Below are 20,513 nucleotides of genomic sequence, written 5' to 3'. Positions count from 1 at the left end.
GCAGGAGTGACCCACCTCATAGAGCGCTTCGATCTTGTACCGTAGGGGCAGCGTGATCCGTTGGTAGCACATGGTTTCTCCCTTGTCAGAGAAAGCGTAGCCCCTCCGGGTCACGCTGTGCGCTAGCAACTGGAATTCACCAGATTATTGCTCGGCGTCCGCGTTTTGCTGTCCTGAGGGGTCAGTTTCGACTTGCTCACGCCTCGTCCCCAAACTCCAACCGATGCTTCCTCAGCATATACAGATACAACTCTTCCACTTTCGTTCGCGCCCACGGAGTCTTCCTCAGAAACTTGAGGCTGCTGCCCACGCTGGGGTGGTCCTGAAAACAGCGGATGTTGATGCGCCGCCCCAGGTCGTCCCAGCCGTAGTAATCGGCCAGGCGGGTCACGATCTGCTCCAGCGTGACGCCGTGGAGGGGGTTTGGTGAGGTCATGGTTCAGAGGATATGACATGGGGCACGGCTCGCCTCACTCCTCCGCCCTCACCGCCAGGCCCAGCAACCCGTCCAGGCTGAGTGCCAGTAGCGCGGCCAGCAGCGCCCCGATGACGACCAGCGCCGTGTTCTGTTGCGACAGCCCTTCAATAATGGGGGTGCCCAGCCCGCCGGTGCCCAGCGCTGCGCCGATGGTCGCCGTACCGACGTTGTAGACCGCGCTGGTCCGCACGCCCGCCATCAGCACCGGTAGGCTCAGCGGCAACTCGATGCGCCGCAGCCGCTGAGCGTCGGTCATGCCCATGCCACGTGCGGCGTCCAGCGTGGGTTGATCGACGGCCAGCAATCCCGCGATGCCGTTCGACACCACCGGCACCAGGCCGTACAGAAACAGGCCCAGCAGGGTCGGCGGCGCCCCGAAGCCCAGCACCGGCACCGCCAGCGCCAGGATCGCCAGCGTCGGCACGGTCTGGCCCAGGCCGGTGATGGCTTCCGCCAGCCGCATCAACGCGGCGCGGCCAGGGCGGGTGACGACCACCGCCAGCGGCACACCGATCAGCAGCACCACGACCTCGGCGACCAGCACCAAGCCCAGATGTTGCAACGTCAGCGACCACAGCGGCGTGCCCAGTGTGGGAATCTCGGTGCCGGTCAGGCGCGACACCGTTCCCGTCAGCAGCCCCGGAATCAGGCAGACCATCAGCAGCGCGGGCCAGATGAGGGCGGGCCACAGCGGACGGCGGGGCCGGGTGGTCGCCGCCAACACCGTCAGGCACGCTCCAGGTCCGACCACGACAGCACGCCGCTGACCTGACCGCTCTCGTCGGTGACGGCCAGGGTGTCGACCCGTTCGCGCAGCATGACGCTCAGAGCGCTGCGGGCGTTGAGGTCCTGGCTGATCTGTGGCAGGCCATGAGCGTCGCCGGGGCGGGCCAGGCGGCCCGCAGGCACCCCCGCGAGCTGGCGCAGCAGGGCGTCCTCGCCCAGAAACTGCCGCACGAACTCGCTGACCGGGCGGCGGACCAGATCATCCGGCGTGCCGAACTGCTCCAGCGCTCCGGCGCCCATCAGCGCCACCTTATCGCCCAGTTTCAGCGCCTCGTCGATGTCGTGGGTGACCATCACGATGGTTTTTTTGAGGTTCTGCTGAATGTCGCGGAAGGCTTCCTGCAACTTGTCGCGGGCCAGCGGGTCGAGGGCACCGAAGGGCTCGTCCATCAGCAGCACGGGCGGATCGGCGGCCAGGGCACGCGCCACACCGACCCGTTGCTGCTGCCCGCCGGAGAGTTCGCTGGGGCGCTTTCCAGCAAACAAATCCGGCTCCAGGCCCACCAGCGCCAGGAGTTCGCGCACCCGCGCCTGGACCTTACTTTTAGGCCAGCCGAGCAGCTCCGGCACGGTGGCGACGTTCTGGGCGACACTCAGATGCGGAAACAGCCCGATCTGCTGGATGACGTAGCCCACCTGCCGCCGCAACTCTTCGGGCCTCAGGCTCTGGGCATCGTGTTCACCGATCAGAATCTGCCCACCCGTCGGCTCGATCAGGCGGTTAATCATCCGTAGCGTGGTCGTCTTACCGCAGCCCGACGGCCCCAGCAGCGCGGTGATCTCGCCGTCGGGAAAGCTCAAGCTCAGATCCCTGACCGCGTAGAACGGCTGCCCGGTGACGGGATCGTCGTAGCGTTTTTCCAGGTGGCGGAGTTCAATCATGATGTTCCTTCGGAAGTGGGAAGTGGGGAGTGGGAAGTGGGAAAAGATCGAGCGCCGTTCCCACTTCCCACTTCCCACGACCTACTTCCCCGCGTACCGCGCACCGCACCCCGCGCCCCATCCCCCTCACACCTTCCCCAGCTTCGATCCCAGCAGCGCTTCCAGGCCGCGCAGCAGGGCGTCCAGGCCAATCGCCAGCAGCGCGGCAGGGACGGCGCCGAGGAGAATCAGGTCGGCGGCGCCGCTCTGGAGGCCGCTGAAGATGAAGTAGCCCAGCCCGCCCGCGCCGATAAGCTGGGCCACGCTGGCGACGCCAACGAGCATCACCGCCGCCTGCCGGAAGCCGCTGAGCCAGACCGGCAGGGCCAGCGGCAGTTGCACGCGCCAGAAGCGCTGGTTGTCGGTCATGCCCATGCCGCGTGCGGCGTCCAGAGCACCCGGCGAGACGCCGCGCAGGGCCACGACCCCGTTGCGCAGCACCGGCAGCAGGGCATACAGGGTCATGGCGCTCAGGGCCGGGGCCGTGCCGATGCCGCTCACTCCCAGTGAGCGTAGCGCCGGAAGGTGGTTGGCGAGCCACGACAGCGGCGCGATCAGCATGCCCAGCAGCGCCAGGCTCGGCACCGTCTGGACGCCGCCCGCCAGGCCCAGGACCACGCCGGATACCCGTGCATTCCTGGACGCCCAGACCGCCAGCGGCGCCCCGATGACGGCGGCCAGCCCCAGCGCACTGAGAATGAGTTTCAGGTGCTGCCCCAGCTCCTGCCCGAAGCGGGAGCGCTGCACCCGGTACTCGGCGATCACCGACCAGTCCGCGAAATGACCGATCAGCGCCAGCAGCACCAGCCCAGGCAGCCACAGCCAGGCCAGCAGCACCTGAAGGCGGCCCATACCCCGCGCGGCCAGTCCGGCGCCGTACACCAGAATGCCGCCGCCCAGCAGCCACAGCCACAGCCCGCTGCTGGCACTGGCCCGCGCAAAGGTGGCCTGCCCGGTCAAAGCCGTGGTGGTCTGAGCGCCCAGCCACCACAGGCCCGTCAGCAAACTCAGACTGGCCAGCAGCGGCGCGGCGCGGGGCAGAAAGCGCCCACTCAGCGCGGCGGCCATGACCAGCAGGGCGCCGAGTGCGGCCTGAGCGCCTGGCAACCGCAGAAACTCACCGGCTGCCAGGCGGTTGGGGCGCAGCAGCACCCAGGGCAGCAGCAGGCTGGTCAGCATCGGCGCGGCGCCCAGCCACAGCACCGCCTGGAGATCACCGCTCAGCCGCCTTCCAGCCGAAAGGGCAGGGGAGACCCGCTCTCCCGCTGCCCTCGTCACCAGGTCCACCGCGCCGCGATAAATTCCGTATAGGTCCGGCAGACCAGCCCCATGCGGCCAGAAGCACGCGCTGCACTCCTGGCCGCCCCGGTCACTTGATCAGGTTCTTGGACTTGAGGTAGGCCGTCGCCACGTCCTGGGCGCTGCGGCCTTCCAGGGCGACCTGGCCGTTGAGCTTTTGCAGCGTCGGCTGATCGAGGCTGGCAAACGCCTTGTTCAGCAGGTCGGCGATCTGCGGGTTGGCTTTCAGAATCTCGCTGCGGATGGTCGGGGCAGGCTGATACACCGCCTGGGCGCCCTTGGGGTCTTTGAGGGCCACCATCTTGAGGGCACTCAGCGTGCCGTCGGTGCCGTAGGCCATCGCGGCGTTGACGCCGTTGGTGCCCTGTGATGCGGCCTGCTGGGCCTGGGGCGGGGTGCCGCCAGCCAGCACCAGCTTCTGATCGGCGCTGAGCTTGAAGCCGTAGGCGGCCTCGAAGGCGGGCATGGTGTCGGGGCGGTTGAAGTATTCGGGGCTGCCCGCGATCTTGAACTGGCCGCCGCCCTTGAGGTAGCGCGCCAGATCAGCCACGCTGGAGAGCTTGTTGGCGCTGGCCAGGGCCTGCGGCACGGCGATGACCCAGGTGTTGTTGACTTTGGCGGGCTTCAGCCAGGTCACGCCGTTCTTGCTGTCGAGCTGACGGGCCAGGCCGTAGATGGTGCCGGGGTTGCCCGCCTGCTTGGCGCCGATCTTGGCCGCCGGAAACAGATACACGGCGTTGCCGGTGTACTCGGTGTACACGTCGATCTCGCCCGCCATGATGGCCTTGCGGTTGACGCCGGTATCGCCCAGCGCCGTTTTGTCGGCCACGTCCAGCCCGGCGTTTTTCAGGGTCAAATAAATAATCTGGCCCAGAATCTGCGCTTCGGGGTCGAGCTTGCCGCCCACGGTGATGGGTTTGGCGGCGGCGGCGCCGATCAGGGCGGCAGTGGTCAGCAGCAGGGCCGTGCGCGTCAGTGTTGTGTTCATGGTCATCTTCATCTTGTTCATCGGTGTCTTGTTCATCTGCGTCGTGTTCATCGGTGTCCCCTTTGGCCGGTCGGGGTGTATCCGGCCTGGACGAACGTGGATCGGTGGGGCAGGGTGGGCGGGGCGTCTGGATAACCAGATCGCGGCGCCCAGCGATAATGGGACGGCGAAAATAGGGGCGGTGAGGGTGGGGGGCGGGACTTGGAACGAAACCCAATCAGGGAGGTTGGGCCAGGTCTGAGGGTTCAGACGCCGGTTTGCACCCACCCTGCCCCATCAGGCCACATGGCTGCCCGGTCAGACCGTCACACATCCAGCAGGGTACTCAGCTCACCCCGGCGCCGGAGTGAACGACAAGGGAGCCTAAAGGTAAGCTCTCATGTTGACACCGGAGCTGACGCCGTTCGTGCAAAGAGGCGCTGCCCGCGTTCCAGACGGCCACAACCTAGAACCACAACCTTGAAATAGAACCTTGAGGCGGAACCTCGAATCAGAACCCAGATCGTGCCTCAGCTCAGATGCGCCGGGCGGTAATCCTTTTCCACATCCACGCGGGGAGGACCGGGGAGCCGCACGCCCTCGGTGTTCGGGTCGGCCAGCCGGGACAGCTCCGACGCCAGCCCGATGCGCAGCAGGCCGCCCTCGCCCTGCACGCCGTCGGCAGTGGGGTCGAGCACCATACTCCAACCACCGCCGGGCCAACCACCGCCGGGCCACTCCAGCCGGGCGTCCAGGCGTTCTCCACGGAGCAGCGCGGCCACTTCCAGGTCGTCTATGCGCACACGCACGCTGCGAGAAGTCCAGCGAATTTTCACGACGCTGACCCTATCACCGCGCTATCAGGGCGTGTAGGTCTTGATGGTTCCGCCGAAGGCGCCGGGCACCCGCGTCTGGTAGAACACCAGGCTGATCGGCAGGTTGCTGCCGCTGGCGGGCACGAAGCCGATGTTGAGCTGATCGGTCTCGGCTCGCCACAGCATGGTCGGGGCGTCGGGGGTCAGCGCCGAGCCGCTGCGCGGCAGTTTGACGGTCTGCTGAATCGGGCCGTCACCCACGTTCATGGCGCCCCGGTACAGCCCGCCGCGTGGGCTCAGGGCCACCGCCGCGCCCGTGGCGCCGGTAATCTGGATGTCGTAGAGCACGCCGTAATTGCCGCTCAGGCGCACCAGCCGCCCGTTGGTGGCGTCGATGCCCACCAGCGCCGGGTCGATCTGACCGTCGCCGATGACCAGTCGGGCGGGCAGGCTGCGGAGCTGGGCACGGATGATCTTCACCGCGCCCTGGAAGGTGCCGCGCACATGCCTGGCGTCGCTGACCAGGTACGGCAACTGGCGCAGCACCGCGCTGGTCGGCGGCAGCCCGTCCTCGATCAGCGCGAAGGTCAGCTCGACGCGCCCGGTGGTGTTGATGTCTTGGAGCAGGTTCACGCCGCTGCCGGGGCTCAGGGTCGGGCTGGCGTAGACCGCCACGCTCTCGCCGGGCGCCACGCTCACGCGGCGGTTCTCGCTGCCCGCGAAGTAATCGAGCAGCGTGACCTGGCCCAGCACGCTCTCGATGCGGGTCGGCGCCGTTTCGCCGGAGCGCTCGGTAATCACGTCGGTGGTTTTGGCTTCCAGGTTGCGGGCCACCACGTACAGCCGGGCCGGTTTGCTGAGGGTATTCAGGTGATACGCCAGCAACCTGGCCTTGCCCGACACGCTGTCCTGGTACAGCACGCCGCTGCGGTTGGGTGCCTCCGGGCTGTTGGAGACCAGCAGCGGCATGGCCGGGGCGGGCACGGCCACCGCCCTGACCAGCGGATACGTGTTGACACCGGCGTCGGGAAAGCTCTCGCCGGGTTCGGCGTACTTGAGGGCGTAGGAAATCGGCGTGTCGATGGGCTGCCCCACCACGTTGAGGACGCGCGAATACGGCGTGCTGACCAGGCCACGGGCGTTGGTCACCTGCAAACCCACCGTGTAGCGCCCCGGCTGAAAGTACACGTCCTGCCTGCCGCTCCACTTGCGGCTGACGATATCGGCGCCGTCGGGGTCGAAGGCGTACTCGGTGTACACGACCTTCTCGCCGGGCGCGTAGACGTTCTTGTCGGTGCTGAAGCGGGCCTGGGGGCTGAGCGGGTCGCCGCCTGCGGGCAGCGCGGTCAGGCTCAGGTTGCGGGCGTCGTCGGAAAAACTCAGGTTGGCGCCCAGGCCGTCGGCCAGCAGCCGGGCGCCGATGTAGAGCACGTCACCCTGGTAGGCCACGCTGCCGTCCGGCTGGTTTACGTCACCCAGCCGCACGCTCGGCGCGGCGCTGTCGATGCTCAGGCGTCCGAGCTGCCACTGGCTGCCGTTCTCGCGGATCACCTGGCCCAGCAGCCCCGCCACCTCGCGCAGCGGCAGCATGGTGCGGCCCGCGATCAGCCGGGGCGGGTTGCGCAGCCGGGCTGCCTCGCCGTTGAGCAGCGCGGCCACCTGGTCGGTGCTGGCCTGAAGCTGAGCCGCCGAGGCCGCCCTGGCCTGAGTGCCCAGCGTGCCCAGCAGCGCCAGAAAGATGAGAAGAGAATGTGAAAGCTTGCGCATCCGGTGAGTATAGTCAGCCAATCTGACGGTAATCTGCCAGCATTCTTCACCATTCTGTCACTTTGTCAGGAACAGTGACGCCGCCCTGACCGGCTCCAGAGCGTCTGGCCGCCGGGCACGGGGGGTCTGGGGCGGTCATCTGCTTTTGCCTGGTCCGGGCGAATCGTAACCGAGAAGCGTAAGCCGGAGCACAAAGCCGGTTCGGCTGGATGAGTGCAAGCTCGTCAGTCGTCGGAAACAAATGATTGATGTCGATTGACCTTGACCTGTTTGACCTTGGCCTGTTGGCCCATCCTCCTGACCGACGGTAACAACATCGACGGTAATAGCATCGTTTGGGTCAGAGACTTCAGCGCGGTGAATCTGGCGCGTAGCATGTCGCTGTTCGTTCGTCCAGCCCATCTGCCCACCAACCCCGGCTTCACCGCCCGCCGAGCCCACCGTCCAGCGCGGCGCGGCGCCCCCGGCGGTGGCCGACCTCCTGCAAGGCGACGCCCAGGGTGTTGAGGGCGTAGACCACCACCAGCAGCGCCAGCACCACGCCCATGCTGAGCGGGCCGGGCAGATACGGCACCCGCACGGCGCCCCGACCTATCAGCAGCACGCCGATGGCCGCCGCCCAGCCGAGCAGCAGCACCACGCCCCAGGCGCCGTCGAGCAGGGCGCTGCCGGGCAGCAGCAGGGCCAGCGCCCGGAACAGGGCCGGGCGACCCGTGCGCCGCGCTTCTTCGGGTATGGGGGTCAGCAGCCACAGCAGGCACAGGACGTAGGCCAGCAGCAGCAGCAGCGCCCAGGCGCCCTGCACCGGGCCGGAAAAGGTGGTCGGGGTGGCCATCAGGGTGCGCCAGGGATTAAAGACGAGCATGCGCAGTTGCCCGGCCAGGCTGCCGCCCTGGGCCTGCACCAGCGAGCGCTGATCGGGGTAGCACAGCCGGGGTGTGGTGCGGTAGAGCCGCTGAAACGAGGCTTCGGGGTCGCCGGGTTGCAGGCCCAGGTTGTAGGCCGGGGCGCTCAGGTCCGGTGCCGCCGAGAGGGAAGCCCGCCACAGCTCACGGGCCTGTACGCTGTCGCCCCGGTTCTGGGCCAGCACGCCGAGGTTGTTCTGGCTACATGGCAGCGGAGCGTCGCCCGCCTGGTACAAGCTGCGGGCCGCCGCCTCGTCACCGTCGAGCTGGGCGGCCAGGCCACGCAGCAGGGCCGCGCCGCCGCCTGGGCGCAGTTCGAGCCCGTCCAGACCGCCGTAAAACCAGGCGCCGCCGTAGGTGCCGATGCCCAGCGCCGGAGCCTGAAGGCGGGCCTGCGTCTGCGCCGCCCAGGTCCAGGCCGACAGCGAGACGAGCAGCCCAGAGAGCAGCGCCACCGCAATCAGCTTCTCGCCCAGTCCGGCGTAGGCCAGCACGCTGCGCCGCAGCCGCGAGAGTGGGTGGCGCAGCCAGCTCAGGTAGCGGCCCCCCAGCGCGGCGGTGCCTTGCCCCTGCACCCTCCAGGCGCGGGCACTCAGCGTCAGGTAGGCGGCGCAGACGCTGATGAGCAGCACCAGGGCGCAAAGCCGGGCGGCGTCGCGCAGGGTCAGCAATGAAAATTCGCCCAGGTTGTAGACCGTGCCGCCGACCAGCGAGGCCGCGTAGGCCCGCCACTCCTCGGCCTCGCCGCTGCGGCCCTGGGCGCCCAGCAGCTCGGCGTAGCGCCGGTACAGCGCCGCCGCGCCCTCGAAGCGCGGTGAGACCTGGCGCAGATAACGAATCCAGACGTCGGCGCGGTCCAGGTTGGAGCGCGAGAGCAGGATCTCGACCTCGCCCAGCGGGTCGCCGTAGGCGTTCAGGGCGGCGCGGCTGACCGGCAGGGCCGGGTCGTAGCCGCGCTCGGCGTAGTCGCGGGCGGCCCGGCTGAGTTGCAGATTGGCGGCTGCCGGGTTGCCCAGCATCTCAAAGCGGCTGGCCAGACTCAGCGCCGCCGGAAACGGCACCTCCAGGCTGGCGGCCCGCTGGGTTTCGGCCAGCGCCGTAACGGTGTCGCCGCGCGCATTGGCCTGGGCCGCGTAGCGCAGCGCCAGAAAGGGATTGGTGGGGTCCTGGGCTACGGCGGCTTTGAGCGCCGTCTCCGGCACCAGCGCGGCGGCCTGGGCCAGCCAGTTGGTCACCGCCTTGTCGGGCACGAACACGACCCGTTCCTGAATCCGGTCGCGGCTGACGGTGTAGCTGTCCTGGGCGCCGCTCGGCCCCGCCGTGACCCGCAGCAGGCCGCCGCTGCCGTCCAGACCGCCGATGACGTTGGAAAATTCCAGCCGGGTGCGGACCACGCCCCGCGCCGTGAAACCGTACAGTGCCGGTCCCACCGCCAGCCAGGTGGTGTCGTTCTGCGCCACCGGCCCGCTGATGTCGCCCAGTACCGCCGGGAAACGCGCACTGCCCACCGGTTTACCGTTCAGCTCGAAGTTCAGGCTGCGGCCCTCCAGCACGGCGGCGCCCTGGGCCAGACCGCTCAGAGCCAGACCACTCAAAGCCAGACCGCTCAGAGCCAGACTGGAAGTCAACAGCGCCCGGGTGACGACCAGCCGTGTCCAGCCGAGCCGTGTCCAGCAAAGCCGGTTCCAGCCCAGCTTCACGCCGCCTTGCTCCCCAGCTTGCCGTCCTCGATCAGCAGTTGCAGCGAGCGCACCGCCATGCCCAGCCCCCCCGCGAAGAGCGCCAGCGTGCCGCCCAGCCAGATTGAGGCCAGGATGCTCAGCGGCAGCACCACCGCCGACATGAACGGAATGACGTTGAGTTTCACGCGCTTCTGGATGGTGGCTTTGTAGAGCGGCATCACGATCAGCGACATCGACACCATCACCAGCAGCGTCCAGGGCGCGGTGACCAGCAGGGCGCCCAGCATCGGGGCGATGCCGCCGCCGCCGTTGAAGCGGAAAAAGACCGGGTAGCAGTGCCCGATAATCACCAGAAACATCGCCGCCCAGGCCCAGCCGGGGGCGAAACGCAGTGCCAGGTACGCCGCCAGCACGCCCTTGAGGATGTCCAGCACGGTGATGAGCAGCGCCGCAGCCAGGCCGTATTGCCGGAACATGCCGCTGCCACCCGGCATGTCGCGCCCGCGCACATCGTCACCGCGAAAGTGCGAATAGATGACGCCGAAGACCACCGACCCCAGCAGGTAGGCGGCGAGCAGCACGAGCAAGGTGGTCAGGGCAGTCACGGCCCCATTCTAGGGGAGCGAGTGAGGAATCAGGGCCGGGATTGAAGCTGGGCGCACAACTGTTCGAGTAGACCCGCATGACGCTCCAGGTTGAAGGCCACTCCGGGGGCAGCACGTTCCTGTGCCGGATAGTTCCAGACCGGCCAGGCGCGGCGTTCCGGTTCCTCCCAATCGTAACGTGCCCAGATATGGGCGTGCAGGTACGGATCGGTATTGCCCATCACCGCATAATTGACGCGGGCGCAACTCGTGACCGCCTGCACCGCCCGGCCCAGGCGGGCCATATCGGCCAGAAAGGCGAGCTGGTGTGAGGCGTCCAGCGCTTCCAGACTCGCCACTTCAGGGTCGGCCAGCAGCAGGCCGTAGCCGAGCAGAAGCTGTGAGTCGCCCAGCACCGCCCAGCCGCTGCCCAGCCGGGCGATCACGGTCGGGTTCTCGCCGCGCCGGGCCGCCTCCAGTCGTCCAGGGATGCCGCGCTGCACTGCCTCGTCCCAGATAGTCATGCCAAGAGTGTACCGGCGCCGAATGCAGGCCGGACCCTGGCTCTAGACTGCTGGCGTGACGCCTGACCTCTCCCGCGCCGAGCTGCGCCGCTATGGCCGCCAGATGCTGCTGCCGGAGTTTGAGGCGCACCAGCAGCGGCTGAGCGCTGCCCGCGTGCTGGTGGTCGGCGCGGGCGGGCTGGGCTGCCCGGTGATTGCCTACCTGGCCGGAGCGGGCGTGGCTGAGCTGCGCATCGCCGACAGCGACACGGTGGCGCTCAGCAACCTTCACCGCCAGACGCTCTACACCCAGGCCGATGTGGGCCGGAGCAAGGCCGGGGTCGCCGCCGCCCGCGCCCAGGCGGTCAACCCGTTCGTGCGGGTGCGGGCGTTACCTGAGCTGACCGAAGACAACGCCCCTGAATTCATGGTCGGCACCGATCTGGTCATCGACGCCACCGACAATTTTGCCGCCCGCTACCTGATTCACGACCAGTGCCGGGCGGCGGGTCTGCCCTGGGTCTGGGGCGCGGCGAGTGCCCTGGAAGGCATGGTCAGCGTGTTCGGGCCGCGCTGGGGGCTGCGCGAGGTGTTTCCCACGCCGGGCGGTGCCGAGTCGTGTGCCGAGGTGGGCGTGGCCGGGCCGCTGACCGGCGTGGTCGGCAGCGTCATGGCGATGGAAGCCCTCAAGGTGCTGAGCGACCACCCGGATACCCTCTCCGGTCAGCTCTGGACATACGACGCCCTGAGCGCACGGGTGCGGATCGTGCGTCTGCGGGAGCCTATTTCATCCCAGACATAAATTAACTCTTTTCACATGTTTTGCTAATAGATAAATACTGTCTAGCACGCTGAATTTCCGATTTTTGCAGCTTTTTGTCCTGCCAGTGACAGCGCTAAAGCGGCCTGGGGTGCCTGCCAGCCGACGCCCAGGCGTTCACACCGCCGCAAATGTGTGTTACTGTCTTTTTCGAGCCGGGAGCAAGTGCGCCGGACTTCAACTTCTGGAGGTATCACATGGCTAAAAGTACCAAAGCTGCTGCGCCCGCTAAGGCTGCGCCCAAGAAGGCTCCCGCCGCCGCCGCCAAGAAACCCGCTGCCGAGACCAGCGAGAAGATCGCCAAGACCCAGATCATCGACACCGTTGCTGACCGCACCAGCCTGAACAAGAAGCAGGCTGGCGAGTCCGTCGCGGTGATGCTCGATGTGATCGTCGAGGCGCTCAAGGACGGCAAGAGCGTCGGTCTGCCCGGCCTGGGCACCTTCAGCGTCGCCAAAACGGCGGCCCGCCAGGGCGTGCGCCCCGGCACCAGCGAGAAGATCACCATTCCCGCCGGTAAAAAGGTTCGCTTCAAGGTCGCCAGCACGCTCAAGGGCAACCTCTAGAGCAGTACTCCGAATTACGCCACGGGGAAAACAGCCTCCCCGCGCCTCCATTCTGCGTCCTGCTCAGTTAAAACTACTCGCTCCGCTCGGTCATAAAAAGGGTCTTTTTATGACATCTGCTCTAAACGGAGCGTTAGCTGGGGCCGCCGCTCTCCGAACTGGGGGGCGGCGGTTTTGTGAGCTTGTGGTGGTTTATTGGCTTGTAGTGGCAACTTCGGTGGCCTCAGCGCCGCAAGTACCGCCCGCCGCGCTCCTCGATCAGTCCGCACAGGTTGAGCATGGTCAGGGCCAGTTGGGTTTCACTGGCGCTCAGGCCACTGCGCGACATCACGTCGTCGAGCAGCGAGGCGCCGATGTCGGGCAGGGCGGCGTAGACCAGCGCCTGCTCCGGCGTCAGCCCCTGGGCCTGGGCCGCCGGAGCCTGGCCCCAGCCGAGTTCCTGGAGCACGTCGTCGGCGTGCTCGGTCAGCACCGCGCCCTCGCGCAGCAACCGGTGCGGCCCGGCGCTCAGCGCCTCACCGGCCCGACCCGGCACCGCGAAGACCGTGCGCCCACATTCCAGCGCGTGGGTGGCGGTAATCATGGCGCCGCTTTTCAGGTCGCCCTCCACGATCACCGAGCCCGCCGAGAGCGCGGCGATCAGGCGGTTGCGCTGCGGAAAATGGTGGGTGGCGGGCCGGGTGGTCATCGGGTACTCGCTCACCAGGGTCAGGCGGGCGGCCAGCCGGGCGTTCTCGGCGGGGTAGATGATGTCCACGCCGCAACCCAGCAGCGCCGTGCTGACCCCGCCCGCGTCCAGGGCGGCCTGGTGCGCCGCGCTGTCGATGCCGCGTGCCAGGCCGCTGACCACGTTGACCCCGGCGCGGGCCAGGCCACCTGAGAGGTGGCGGGTGAACTTGAGGGCGTGCTCGCTGGCCGCCCGCGTGCCGACGATGCCCACGGCGCGCGGCACGGTCTCCAGCGGCAGGTCGGCGCCGCGCACCCACAGCGCCGGGGGCGGGTCTTGCAGGGCCTCCAGGGCGCTGGGGTAGCCGTCCAGGCCCCGGCCCAGCACCTGCACTCCGGCCTCATGGGCGCGGGCGAGTTCCTGCTCGGCTTTCAGGCTCAGGCCCGGTGTACCGATGGCCGAGAGCGATTTGACGTCCAGCCCCGGCACCTCGCGCAGCCGCATCAGGGGCGCGGCCAGCACCTCCACCGCCGAGCCGAAATGACGCCGCAGGCTCTCGATGCGGCGAGGCCCCAGCCCCGGCGTGAAGCGCAGGGTCAGCAGGGCGATCAGTTCGGGGTCGGGGCTATGCTCATGGCCAGTCACGGGCACCAGGGTAAGCGCAGGCGCCTGACAGCTTTCCGACACCCACCGCTGACGCCTGCCGCCGACGATTCGGTGAGGCGACGTAAGCCATTTGCTAAGCCATTTGCTCAAGGCAGACCGGGCCGCGAAGGTGTAAACTGAAGGGGTCTGGGGGCGATCCGGTTTCGACGGGGATCTCTGAAGGACGTGTTGCATGCCGAGGTGCCGTGGGCCTCGTTAACAAACGGCAAAGCCATTTACCTGGCAACCAAGAAATGCAGTACGCTTACGCTGCTTAATTGACAGCGCAGTGACCACGTAGCCCCGCCATTGGCGCCGTGCGAACTGACTTAAAAGATGGCTAGCCCAGGCGAGCGTCCGTAGCCGACGGCGAAGATAAGCGGATGTAAGGTTTCGGGCAGTGCGTTCGCATACGGCCCGGCGCTCGACAACCAAACCTGCGAAACAAGCATGTAGACGCACGCTGAATGGGTTTTCGGACGAGAGTTCGACTCTCTCCGCCTCCACCAACACCGCCGAGCGCCGCCTTCCGGAAACGGGGCGGCGCTCGGCGTTTGAAAGCGGTGACGGGTTCGGTGACCTGGCCTGCCGAGCCGCTTGAGAGAAAGGTGTAAGCGGGGGCTTTCTATACTCGCCGGAACGTATGGCCACTCCCGTGTTTGTGCTTACCGTGCAGTCTCTGTCAACCGTGGTGTCGGGCCGCGCCGCCGAGACACTGCTGCTCTCGGCGTTGCGCGACCTCGACTTTTCCCCCGATACCGTCACGGCCCGTGAGATGCAGCGGGTACTTTCCGGCCCGCTGGAACGCCGAATTTCTCAGATCATGCCCGGCACCTCGACCTTAGACAACCTCCGCACCATCTCGCGCCGCCTGGCTCAACTCGACCCCAAAGCCCCCACCCTCAGCAACCAGAACGCCCGCACGGTCATCTGGGATCAGGAAGACGGCAAAGACACCGCCTGGAGTGACAATGAACTCGAACATGCTGCTTATGACCCCTCGTATGCCCAGATGTACGCCCAGGCCAACACCCAACCCTACAGCTCGGTTTCCCGGCAGCCGCACCTGATGGCCGCTCCGAGTGACCGCCCCGGCCAGGACGCCGAGGACAGCACCGCCTCGCTGATGCCCAAGGTGAGCGAAGCGCCGTTCGGCAACCCGACCAGCAGCGCCGTGCTGGGCCGCAATCCTGCGCCCTCGGTGCCGGTCAGCCCGCCCGCCGAACTGACCGCCGATTTCCGCGCCGACGTCTTCGGCGACGAGGACGCCGGGGCCAGCCTGGCCGCGCCGCTCCTTAAAACGGGAGTCGCAGCGCCAGGTCCAGCCGTGCCGACCCCCAGCGTCCCGGCTCAGATCGTCGCCGCCCAGACAGCGGTCACCCAGACAGTGGTCAATCAGGCAGCGGTCACCCAGGTACCGGGCAATCAGGCGCCAGGCGAGCAGTCGGTAGGCAAATCAGTAGGTAAACAGTCAGCAGTTGAACCGCAAGACGAACCCAGCGCCGAGAATTTCAGCGCCGAGAACTTCAGCGCCGAGAACTTCAGTGCCGACGACTTCGAGTTCAGCGACCCGGACTACAACCACCTGCAAGCTGCCGCCAAGCGCTACGACCTGACCAGCACCAAAGGCCAGGACGCGCTGCTCTCCGAGCTGGCCCGCCACGCCGGGGTCCAGACCGTGGTGTTGTGCACCACCAGCGGCCAGGTGCTCAACGTGCGGGCTCCCCAGGGTGCGCCGCAACTCGGCAGCGTGGTGGCCGCCACCGCCCTGCTGCTGCGTCAGCGCGAGCTGCGGCTCATCAGCGCCAACCTGGGCAGCGCCACGGTCTGCATGCGGGTGGTGGGCAGCTACTGCGTGGCCCTGCTGGCTCGCGGCGACATCAATGTGGGCCGCCTGCTCGGCGAACTCCAGCAGATCGAGGTCGCGGCATGAAGTGCGCTGGCCTGAAGCGTTCTGGCCTGCTGACCCTGGCCCTGCTCGGCGCCGCCGCGCTGCCCACCGCCGGGGCGCAAAACCTCGACGCCTACCGCCAGATGAAGGGCGCCCTGAACCAGGCGGTGCAGGACCGGCCTTTTTCCAAGGCCCGCAGCCTGGCCGACCTGGAAACGGCCCAGCAGGCGCTGGAACGCCTCAAGCCCACCATTCGCAGCCTGCCGCTGGCTCAGGGCCTGGAAGACAGCCTCTCGGCCTCACGCGCCGCGCTGGCCCGCACCCCCGCCGACCTCGAAGCCCAGATCACCCAGGCGCGCGGCCTGATGCGGGCGGTGCTGTATGGCCAGACCACCGCCCAGCTCGCCACCGCGCCCGCCGCTGCCCAGGATCAGAGCCGGGTGCTGGCCGAGGAATTCGGCCTGAGCGGCAACGGCGCCGCCGCCTTTTTGAAATCGGCGAGTAGCGGCAACGCGGCGCAGGCCGGGCGTCTGCTCCAGCAGGCCGCCGCCCGCAAGGTCCAGGGTTACCTGGGCGCCGTCAATCTGACGGACCGCCAGGCGGCCTACCTCAACCTGACCCGCGCCGCGAGCTGGTTTACCGCCGTGCAGGACGCTCCGGGGGCCAGCAACGTGCAGAGTGCCCAGTTTGCGGGTGCCCTCAGTGCCCTGACCGGTGGTGACCTGACCGGTGCCCGCAGCAACCTCCAGGCGCTCCGCTCCGGCGCGGCCAACTTCGTGCGCGTCTCGCAGGGCGCCGCGCCGCTCAATGTGCCCGGCAGCACCGTGGTTGCGCCGACGGACGGCGGCGTACCTGCTCCGCCCTCGAACACCCAGCCTGACCCGGCGGTGCCCCCGACCAGCCAGCCTCCGACCAACACCGGCAGCGCGGGTAACGGCAACACCAGCATCGGCAACACCAGCATCGGCAACACAGACGCCGTGTACGCCGCCCTGGGCCGCGCCCTCGCCGCCGCCTCGGTGGCCGACCAGCCGGGTGCCCGCGCCGCCCTGAGCGCCGCCAGCCAGGCGCTCGGCCAGGCCAGGGCGCTGGGCAGCGCGGCGGGCTACGGCAGCCTGGTCTCGGACATCAGCGCCGCCGGTGTGCGCAGCGGCCTGCGCCCCAGCGACGTGCAGTCGCTGATCGGCGAGCTGCGCAACACCGAGGCCCAGGCCACCGCCCAGCCGGGCTCCGCGCTGCGCTCCAGCTCAGCGGACGTGTCGCGCAGCTTCGGCGGTGGCCTGCGGGCCATTATTTTCCTGCTGCTCAGCGCCCTGGCCGTCTATCCGCTGCATCTGCTCAACCTGGCCTTCGGCAACCGCAATCCCTACTGGCGCATGGTCCTGGCCGGGCTGATCTGCTTGCTGCTGCCCGCGCTGCTTGAGGGCCTGGCCGGATTTCTGGGCTTCGTCGGCGACCTCGCTAACCTGGGCGCCCTGCGCAGCCTGGGCAACCTGACCCTGACCCAGAACGCCCTGGGCGGCCCCGTCTGGGTGCTGAGCCTGGCCGCCGCGCTGGCGGCGCTGACCTACGGCTTCCGGGGGCTGTGCGTCCAGTTCGGGCTGCTGGGCACCGCCAAGCCCTCGGTGAACGAGACCCACAGCAGCCTGGAGTGGGACGAGGAACTCTGAGCGGAGGCCGCCGTTCCTCACCTTCCTGATTCATCTTCCTGAATTTCCGACCCTGATTCTCCGCTTTCTTTCTCCGAGGAGTGCCGCATGCCCTACCACCAAGCTGTTCGCCGTCTGGGCGACCTGGTTTCGACGCGGGCGCTGGAGCGCGTAATCGAGAGCGCCGCCCAGGACCGTGGACTGCAAGCCGGGCAGCTCACCCAGCCCCAGCTCGCCGACATTCTCAAGCGCGACGTGTTTCGCCGCCTCCAGGCGACCGTGCCTGCCTCGCTGGCCAAGCGCCGCATCGAGGAAGTGCTGAATGAACTGAGCGCCCAAACACCGGGCAACCAGACACCGGGCAACCAGATCCCTGCCGAGGCGGCTCAGGACGTGGCCAGCGCGGCCAATACGCCCTCCGCCGAGCAGACCGCCCAGATCGCCAGCCTGGAAGACAGCCTCAAGAGCTACTCACTGTACTTCGACTGGCCGGAGGTCAAACGTCTGCGGGCACTGGTGGGCGTGCTGCGCAGCGAACTCGAACTCGGCAAGCACCTGCCGCCCAAGCTGCTGCTGGAAGGCGACGAGATCCGCGAGGGCCTGGCCCAGCGGCTGGCCGAGGCGCTGGTGGTGCAGGAAAGCGACCTGGCCGACCTGCGGGCGGGCCTGGTGCGGGTCGAGGGCGTGGGCGGTCCCAAGGTGCGGCGCCTGGGCGGCCTGATCCAGAGCATCGAGGCGGCCCAGAAAAGCGGCGCCCTGCTGCCCTCCGAGGTGGACCGCGCCCGCAGCCTGACGCTGGACCTGCGCAAGCTGGTGGCCTCCTCGGTGGTGGGCCTGACGGCGGACGGTGGCCCGGCGGTATCGAGCGACGAGACCGTGCAGCGCCTGCGCGAGATGGACCGCGCCCACGAGCTGCGTGCCCTGGCCGACCTGAGCCGCGACTTCACCCCGCTGCTGCGCGTCGATCCGGCCTCGGAACTGGAGATGCAGGCCGCCAAGGAGCGCCTGGAGGGCGGCCACCTGCTCGGCGAGGAACGCTTCGTGTCGCTGCGCAGCCGTCTGGAGACTTCGCAGGGCAGAGTGCTCGACGTCCAGAAAGGCGAGCTGGCCGCGCTGGAAACCCGTCTGGCCGCCTTCGACGCTTCACACCGCCCGGTGCAGCAGGCCCAGCTCAGCGCCGCCGTGGCGCGTGGCCTGCTGGATTCCGGCAGCCTGGCCACCGACGAACTCCGGCTGCTGGGCCGCAGCGTGCCGGTGCTGGAGCGGGCCGGGGGTGAGAGCGCCGAGGACGCCCTGGAAAGCCAGCGCGAGCTGATCGAAATTGAGCAGGCCGCCCGCGATCTGCCGGTCATCGAGGGCCTTCAGGGCGATCTGGCGAGTGCGGCCTCGGCCCTGGAGCGCGGCGAGAACGCCGACCTGAGTGCGCTGTGGGCCGTCATCGACCAGCGCAAGGGTCAGGCCGCCCAGGAGCGCGAGGGCTTCGATACCCGCGCCCGGAGCGTGCTCGACGAATACAGCCAGTACCGTCACCTGGCGGGCGAGACCATCTCGCAACTCGGCAGATTGGCCGACACCCTGCGCGCCCACCTGAACCTCAAGCAGCTCTCCGCCGAGGGCCGTGCCCGCTACGTTCAGGTGCTGGGCGAGTCTGAGGCCATGCTGGGCGAGGCCCGCGCCGAATTCGAGACCGCCCGCAACGTCACCGCCCAGTTCGGCGAGGACGCCCTGGCCGGACTGCTCGACGTGTTCAGCTTCAGTGAGAGCGACGCGCCTATCGTGACCCTGCCGCCGCTGCCCGAAGGGCTCTGGGAGCTGCGCGGCGGCACGGTGTTGCGCGGCGCCCCCGATCCGCAGGCCTGGTCGCTGGCCCGTCTCAGCGCCCAGCTCGCCGAACTGCCCGACCCCATCGGCAACGCCGAGGTGCGCCTGGATACCGCCGAGGGCGTCTGGCTGCTGATGCCGCACGCCGGGGGCCACCGCGCCACACGCGGCGAGAACATGGAGCAGGCCAGGGACCGGCACGGGCTGTATCCGGACTGAGGCAACATCGGCAGTCGTTGCTGAGTAAACCGAAGGGTCTCCCGGTTGAAGGCGAGATCCTTCACCGCGTTCAGGATGACAAACGGGTCAGCCTGGAGGTGACTTGAGCGGGCGGTCCATCGTCTATGCCTACCTGTGGTTTGCCTGTGCTTGGGCCAGGGCGAACCGACTCGCTATGATGCCGGAATGCGGCCCGGCGACACCCGACTCCTCACCAGCGACGACGCCCAGCGCGACTTGGGGGCCTCGCTGCTGCCTGCGCTGCCGCCCGGCGCGGTGCTGTTTTTGCAGGGCGAACTGGGCGCGGGCAAAACCACGCTGACCCAGGGTCTGATCGCCGCGCTGGGCTTCACCGGCCTGGTGCTCAGCCCCACCTACGCCCTGATGCAGCTCTACCCCACGCCCCAGGGCGGCGCCCTCCACATCGACGCCTACCGTATCCGTCATGCCCAGGAACTCTACGAGATGGACCTGGAACGCCTGATGGCCGAGGCGAGAGTAAGCGTCGTCGAATGGGGCCAGCTTTTCTACGCCGACTTCCCTGACGCCTGGCTGCTGGAGCTGGAGCATGTGGAAGAGGGCAGACGGGTGACGCGGGTGAGGTGAGGGGGAGGCGCGTGGGTTGCGGCTTGTGGGAAGGGCATGAGCGGTGCTCACCTACCCTCTGCAAGCAGGTCTACGACTCACCCCGCTGGGGGTGGGGGTGCAGACGCATTCGCACAGCGCTGAAGCCCAAAAAAGCAACTCGAAAGCCCGCCTGGCCGCTAGGCCCGCTCCTCCCACTCCCGCCGCAACACGCCGAACTTGAGGCTGTCCCAGCGCCGCCCATCCCAGCTCCGCGCTTCGGGAATGCGGGCGCACTCGCGCAGGCCGACCCTCTCGGCGGCGCGGCACATGCGGAGATTGCCGCTCCAGGTGGTCAACGTGAACACATGTGCGGCGGTGTCACGGAAGGTAGTCGTCACCCACAGCTCCAGCGCCCGCGTGCCGTAGCCGCCGCTCCAGTACGCCGGATCGAAAATAACGATGCCCAGCTCCCACCAGCCGCCACCAACGGGCGCCTCCTCGTGGCGGTTGATAAAGCCGATGCACTCGCCGTTCAGGGCGATAATCTGCTGGTGCCCGTCGTCAGGTTGAGCCGCTTCCCGCGCCGCGTAAACCTCAAACGTGACCGGCTCCTGCTTGCTGCGCTGAAAGTACGGCCCGTCCCAGCGGCGCCACTGTGGCTCAGCCTCGGCGTGAAGCCAGCGGTGCAAGGTGGGCAGGTCGGCGGCGGTCTGGTCGCGCAGGGTCAGTACCGGTAGGGTCAGTACCGGTAGGGTCGGGCTCGAAGGAGAATTCACCCGGCCAGTCTGCCGCCTGGGACGCTCGGAAAGCAGCCGCCAAATGGCCTAGATAAACTGCTTAGAGCAGATGTCATAAAAAGACCCTTTTTATGACCGAGCGGAGCGAGTAGTTTTGACTGAGTAGGACGCAGAATGGAGGCGCGGGGAGGCTGTTTTCCCCGTGGCGTAATTCGGAGTACTGC

Annotated in this window: 18 protein-coding genes and 1 other RNA gene; 7 read left to right on the top strand and 12 right to left on the bottom strand. The window is 68.1% G+C overall.

Going from position 1 to position 20,513, the window contains the following annotated elements; all coding sequences use genetic code 11:
• Positions 1 to 196: 196 nt before the first annotated feature.
• The 10 genes from Q0R23_RS12600 to Q0R23_RS12555 form a co-directional block, all read right to left on the bottom strand.
• Positions 197 to 436, bottom strand: coding sequence for a VF530 family protein (locus tag Q0R23_RS12600; protein ID WP_293913526.1), 240 nt, complete (start codon positions 434 to 436; stop codon positions 197 to 199).
• 34 nt (positions 437 to 470) lie between these two features.
• On the bottom strand, positions 471 to 1,136 hold the full coding sequence (locus Q0R23_RS12595; protein WP_293913529.1) for an ABC transporter permease: 666 nt from the start codon (positions 1,134 to 1,136) through the stop codon (positions 471 to 473).
• A gap of 68 nt (positions 1,137 to 1,204) precedes the next feature.
• On the bottom strand, positions 1,205 to 2,146 hold the full coding sequence (locus tag Q0R23_RS12590) for an ABC transporter ATP-binding protein (protein ID WP_293913524.1): 942 nt from the start codon (positions 2,144 to 2,146) through the stop codon (positions 1,205 to 1,207).
• 126 nt (positions 2,147 to 2,272) lie between these two features.
• The gene (locus tag Q0R23_RS12585) at positions 2,273 to 3,463 is read right to left on the bottom strand and encodes an ABC transporter permease (RefSeq protein WP_366520432.1); all 1,191 of its coding nucleotides are present in this window, start codon (positions 3,461 to 3,463) and stop codon (positions 2,273 to 2,275) included.
• 91 nt (positions 3,464 to 3,554) lie between these two features.
• Positions 3,555 to 4,472, bottom strand: a complete 918-nt coding sequence (locus Q0R23_RS12580) for a glycine betaine ABC transporter substrate-binding protein (RefSeq protein ID WP_293913527.1) — start codon at positions 4,470 to 4,472, stop codon at positions 3,555 to 3,557.
• A 509-nt stretch (positions 4,473 to 4,981) separates the two neighbouring features.
• The gene (locus tag Q0R23_RS12575) at positions 4,982 to 5,287 is read right to left on the bottom strand and encodes a hypothetical protein (RefSeq protein ID WP_293913523.1); all 306 of its coding nucleotides are present in this window, start codon (positions 5,285 to 5,287) and stop codon (positions 4,982 to 4,984) included.
• A 24-nt stretch (positions 5,288 to 5,311) separates the two neighbouring features.
• On the bottom strand, positions 5,312 to 7,033 hold the full coding sequence (locus Q0R23_RS12570) for a copper amine oxidase N-terminal domain-containing protein (protein WP_293913522.1): 1,722 nt from the start codon (positions 7,031 to 7,033) through the stop codon (positions 5,312 to 5,314).
• Between the two features lie 421 nt (positions 7,034 to 7,454).
• Complete coding sequence (locus Q0R23_RS12565) at positions 7,455 to 9,566, bottom strand: hypothetical protein (protein WP_293913521.1); 2,112 nt, start codon at positions 9,564 to 9,566, stop codon at positions 7,455 to 7,457.
• A gap of 68 nt (positions 9,567 to 9,634) precedes the next feature.
• On the bottom strand, positions 9,635 to 10,225 hold the full coding sequence (locus tag Q0R23_RS12560) for a glycerol-3-phosphate acyltransferase (RefSeq protein WP_293913520.1): 591 nt from the start codon (positions 10,223 to 10,225) through the stop codon (positions 9,635 to 9,637).
• A gap of 29 nt (positions 10,226 to 10,254) precedes the next feature.
• Positions 10,255 to 10,728, bottom strand: a complete 474-nt coding sequence (locus tag Q0R23_RS12555) for a hypothetical protein (protein ID WP_293913519.1) — start codon at positions 10,726 to 10,728, stop codon at positions 10,255 to 10,257.
• Between the two features lie 55 nt (positions 10,729 to 10,783).
• Here Q0R23_RS12555 and Q0R23_RS12550 point away from each other — a divergent pair, with 55 nt between their 5' ends.
• Complete coding sequence (locus Q0R23_RS12550; RefSeq protein ID WP_293913518.1) at positions 10,784 to 11,509, top strand: HesA/MoeB/ThiF family protein; 726 nt, start codon at positions 10,784 to 10,786, stop codon at positions 11,507 to 11,509.
• Positions 11,510 to 11,724: 215 nt separating this feature from the next.
• Complete coding sequence (locus tag Q0R23_RS12545; RefSeq protein ID WP_293913517.1) at positions 11,725 to 12,093, top strand: HU family DNA-binding protein; 369 nt, start codon at positions 11,725 to 11,727, stop codon at positions 12,091 to 12,093.
• A 223-nt stretch (positions 12,094 to 12,316) separates the two neighbouring features.
• On the opposite strand, the gene dprA is transcribed toward Q0R23_RS12545, so the two are convergent.
• Positions 12,317 to 13,405, bottom strand: a complete 1,089-nt coding sequence (gene dprA, locus Q0R23_RS12540; RefSeq protein ID WP_293913516.1) for a DNA-processing protein DprA — start codon at positions 13,403 to 13,405, stop codon at positions 12,317 to 12,319.
• Positions 13,406 to 13,554: 149 nt separating this feature from the next.
• Between dprA and ssrA the strand changes: the two genes are divergently transcribed.
• From ssrA to tsaE, 5 genes are all read left to right on the top strand, one after another.
• Positions 13,555 to 13,914, top strand: a transfer-messenger RNA (tmRNA) gene (ssrA, locus tag Q0R23_RS12535).
• 134 nt (positions 13,915 to 14,048) lie between these two features.
• A complete protein-coding gene (locus Q0R23_RS12530) occupies positions 14,049 to 15,338 on the top strand; it encodes a hypothetical protein (RefSeq protein ID WP_293913515.1) in 1,290 nt (429 codons plus the stop codon).
• Entirely contained in the window at positions 15,335 to 16,966 is a 1,632-nt protein-coding gene (locus Q0R23_RS12525; protein ID WP_293913514.1) for a hypothetical protein, read from the top strand. The genes Q0R23_RS12530 and Q0R23_RS12525 overlap by 4 nt, the downstream gene beginning before the upstream one ends.
• An 87-nt stretch (positions 16,967 to 17,053) precedes the next feature.
• On the top strand, positions 17,054 to 18,985 hold the full coding sequence (locus Q0R23_RS12520; protein WP_293913513.1) for a hypothetical protein: 1,932 nt from the start codon (positions 17,054 to 17,056) through the stop codon (positions 18,983 to 18,985).
• Positions 18,986 to 19,171: 186 nt separating this feature from the next.
• Positions 19,172 to 19,591, top strand: a complete 420-nt coding sequence (gene tsaE / locus Q0R23_RS12515; protein WP_293913512.1) for a tRNA (adenosine(37)-N6)-threonylcarbamoyltransferase complex ATPase subunit type 1 TsaE — start codon at positions 19,172 to 19,174, stop codon at positions 19,589 to 19,591.
• A gap of 158 nt (positions 19,592 to 19,749) precedes the next feature.
• Here tsaE and Q0R23_RS12510 read toward each other — a convergent pair whose 3' ends face one another.
• Positions 19,750 to 20,328: a GNAT family protein gene (locus Q0R23_RS12510; protein WP_293913510.1), complete on the bottom strand. Its 579-nt coding sequence runs from the start codon at positions 20,326 to 20,328 to the stop codon at positions 19,750 to 19,752.
• Positions 20,329 to 20,513: the final 185 nt, after the last annotated feature.

It is taken from the genome of Deinococcus sp. (assembly GCF_025362455.1).
GTDB lineage: Bacteria > Deinococcota > Deinococci > Deinococcales > Deinococcaceae > Deinococcus.
Note: the sequence above shows the minus strand (reverse complement) of the source record. Positions and strands in the feature narration are given on the sequence as shown.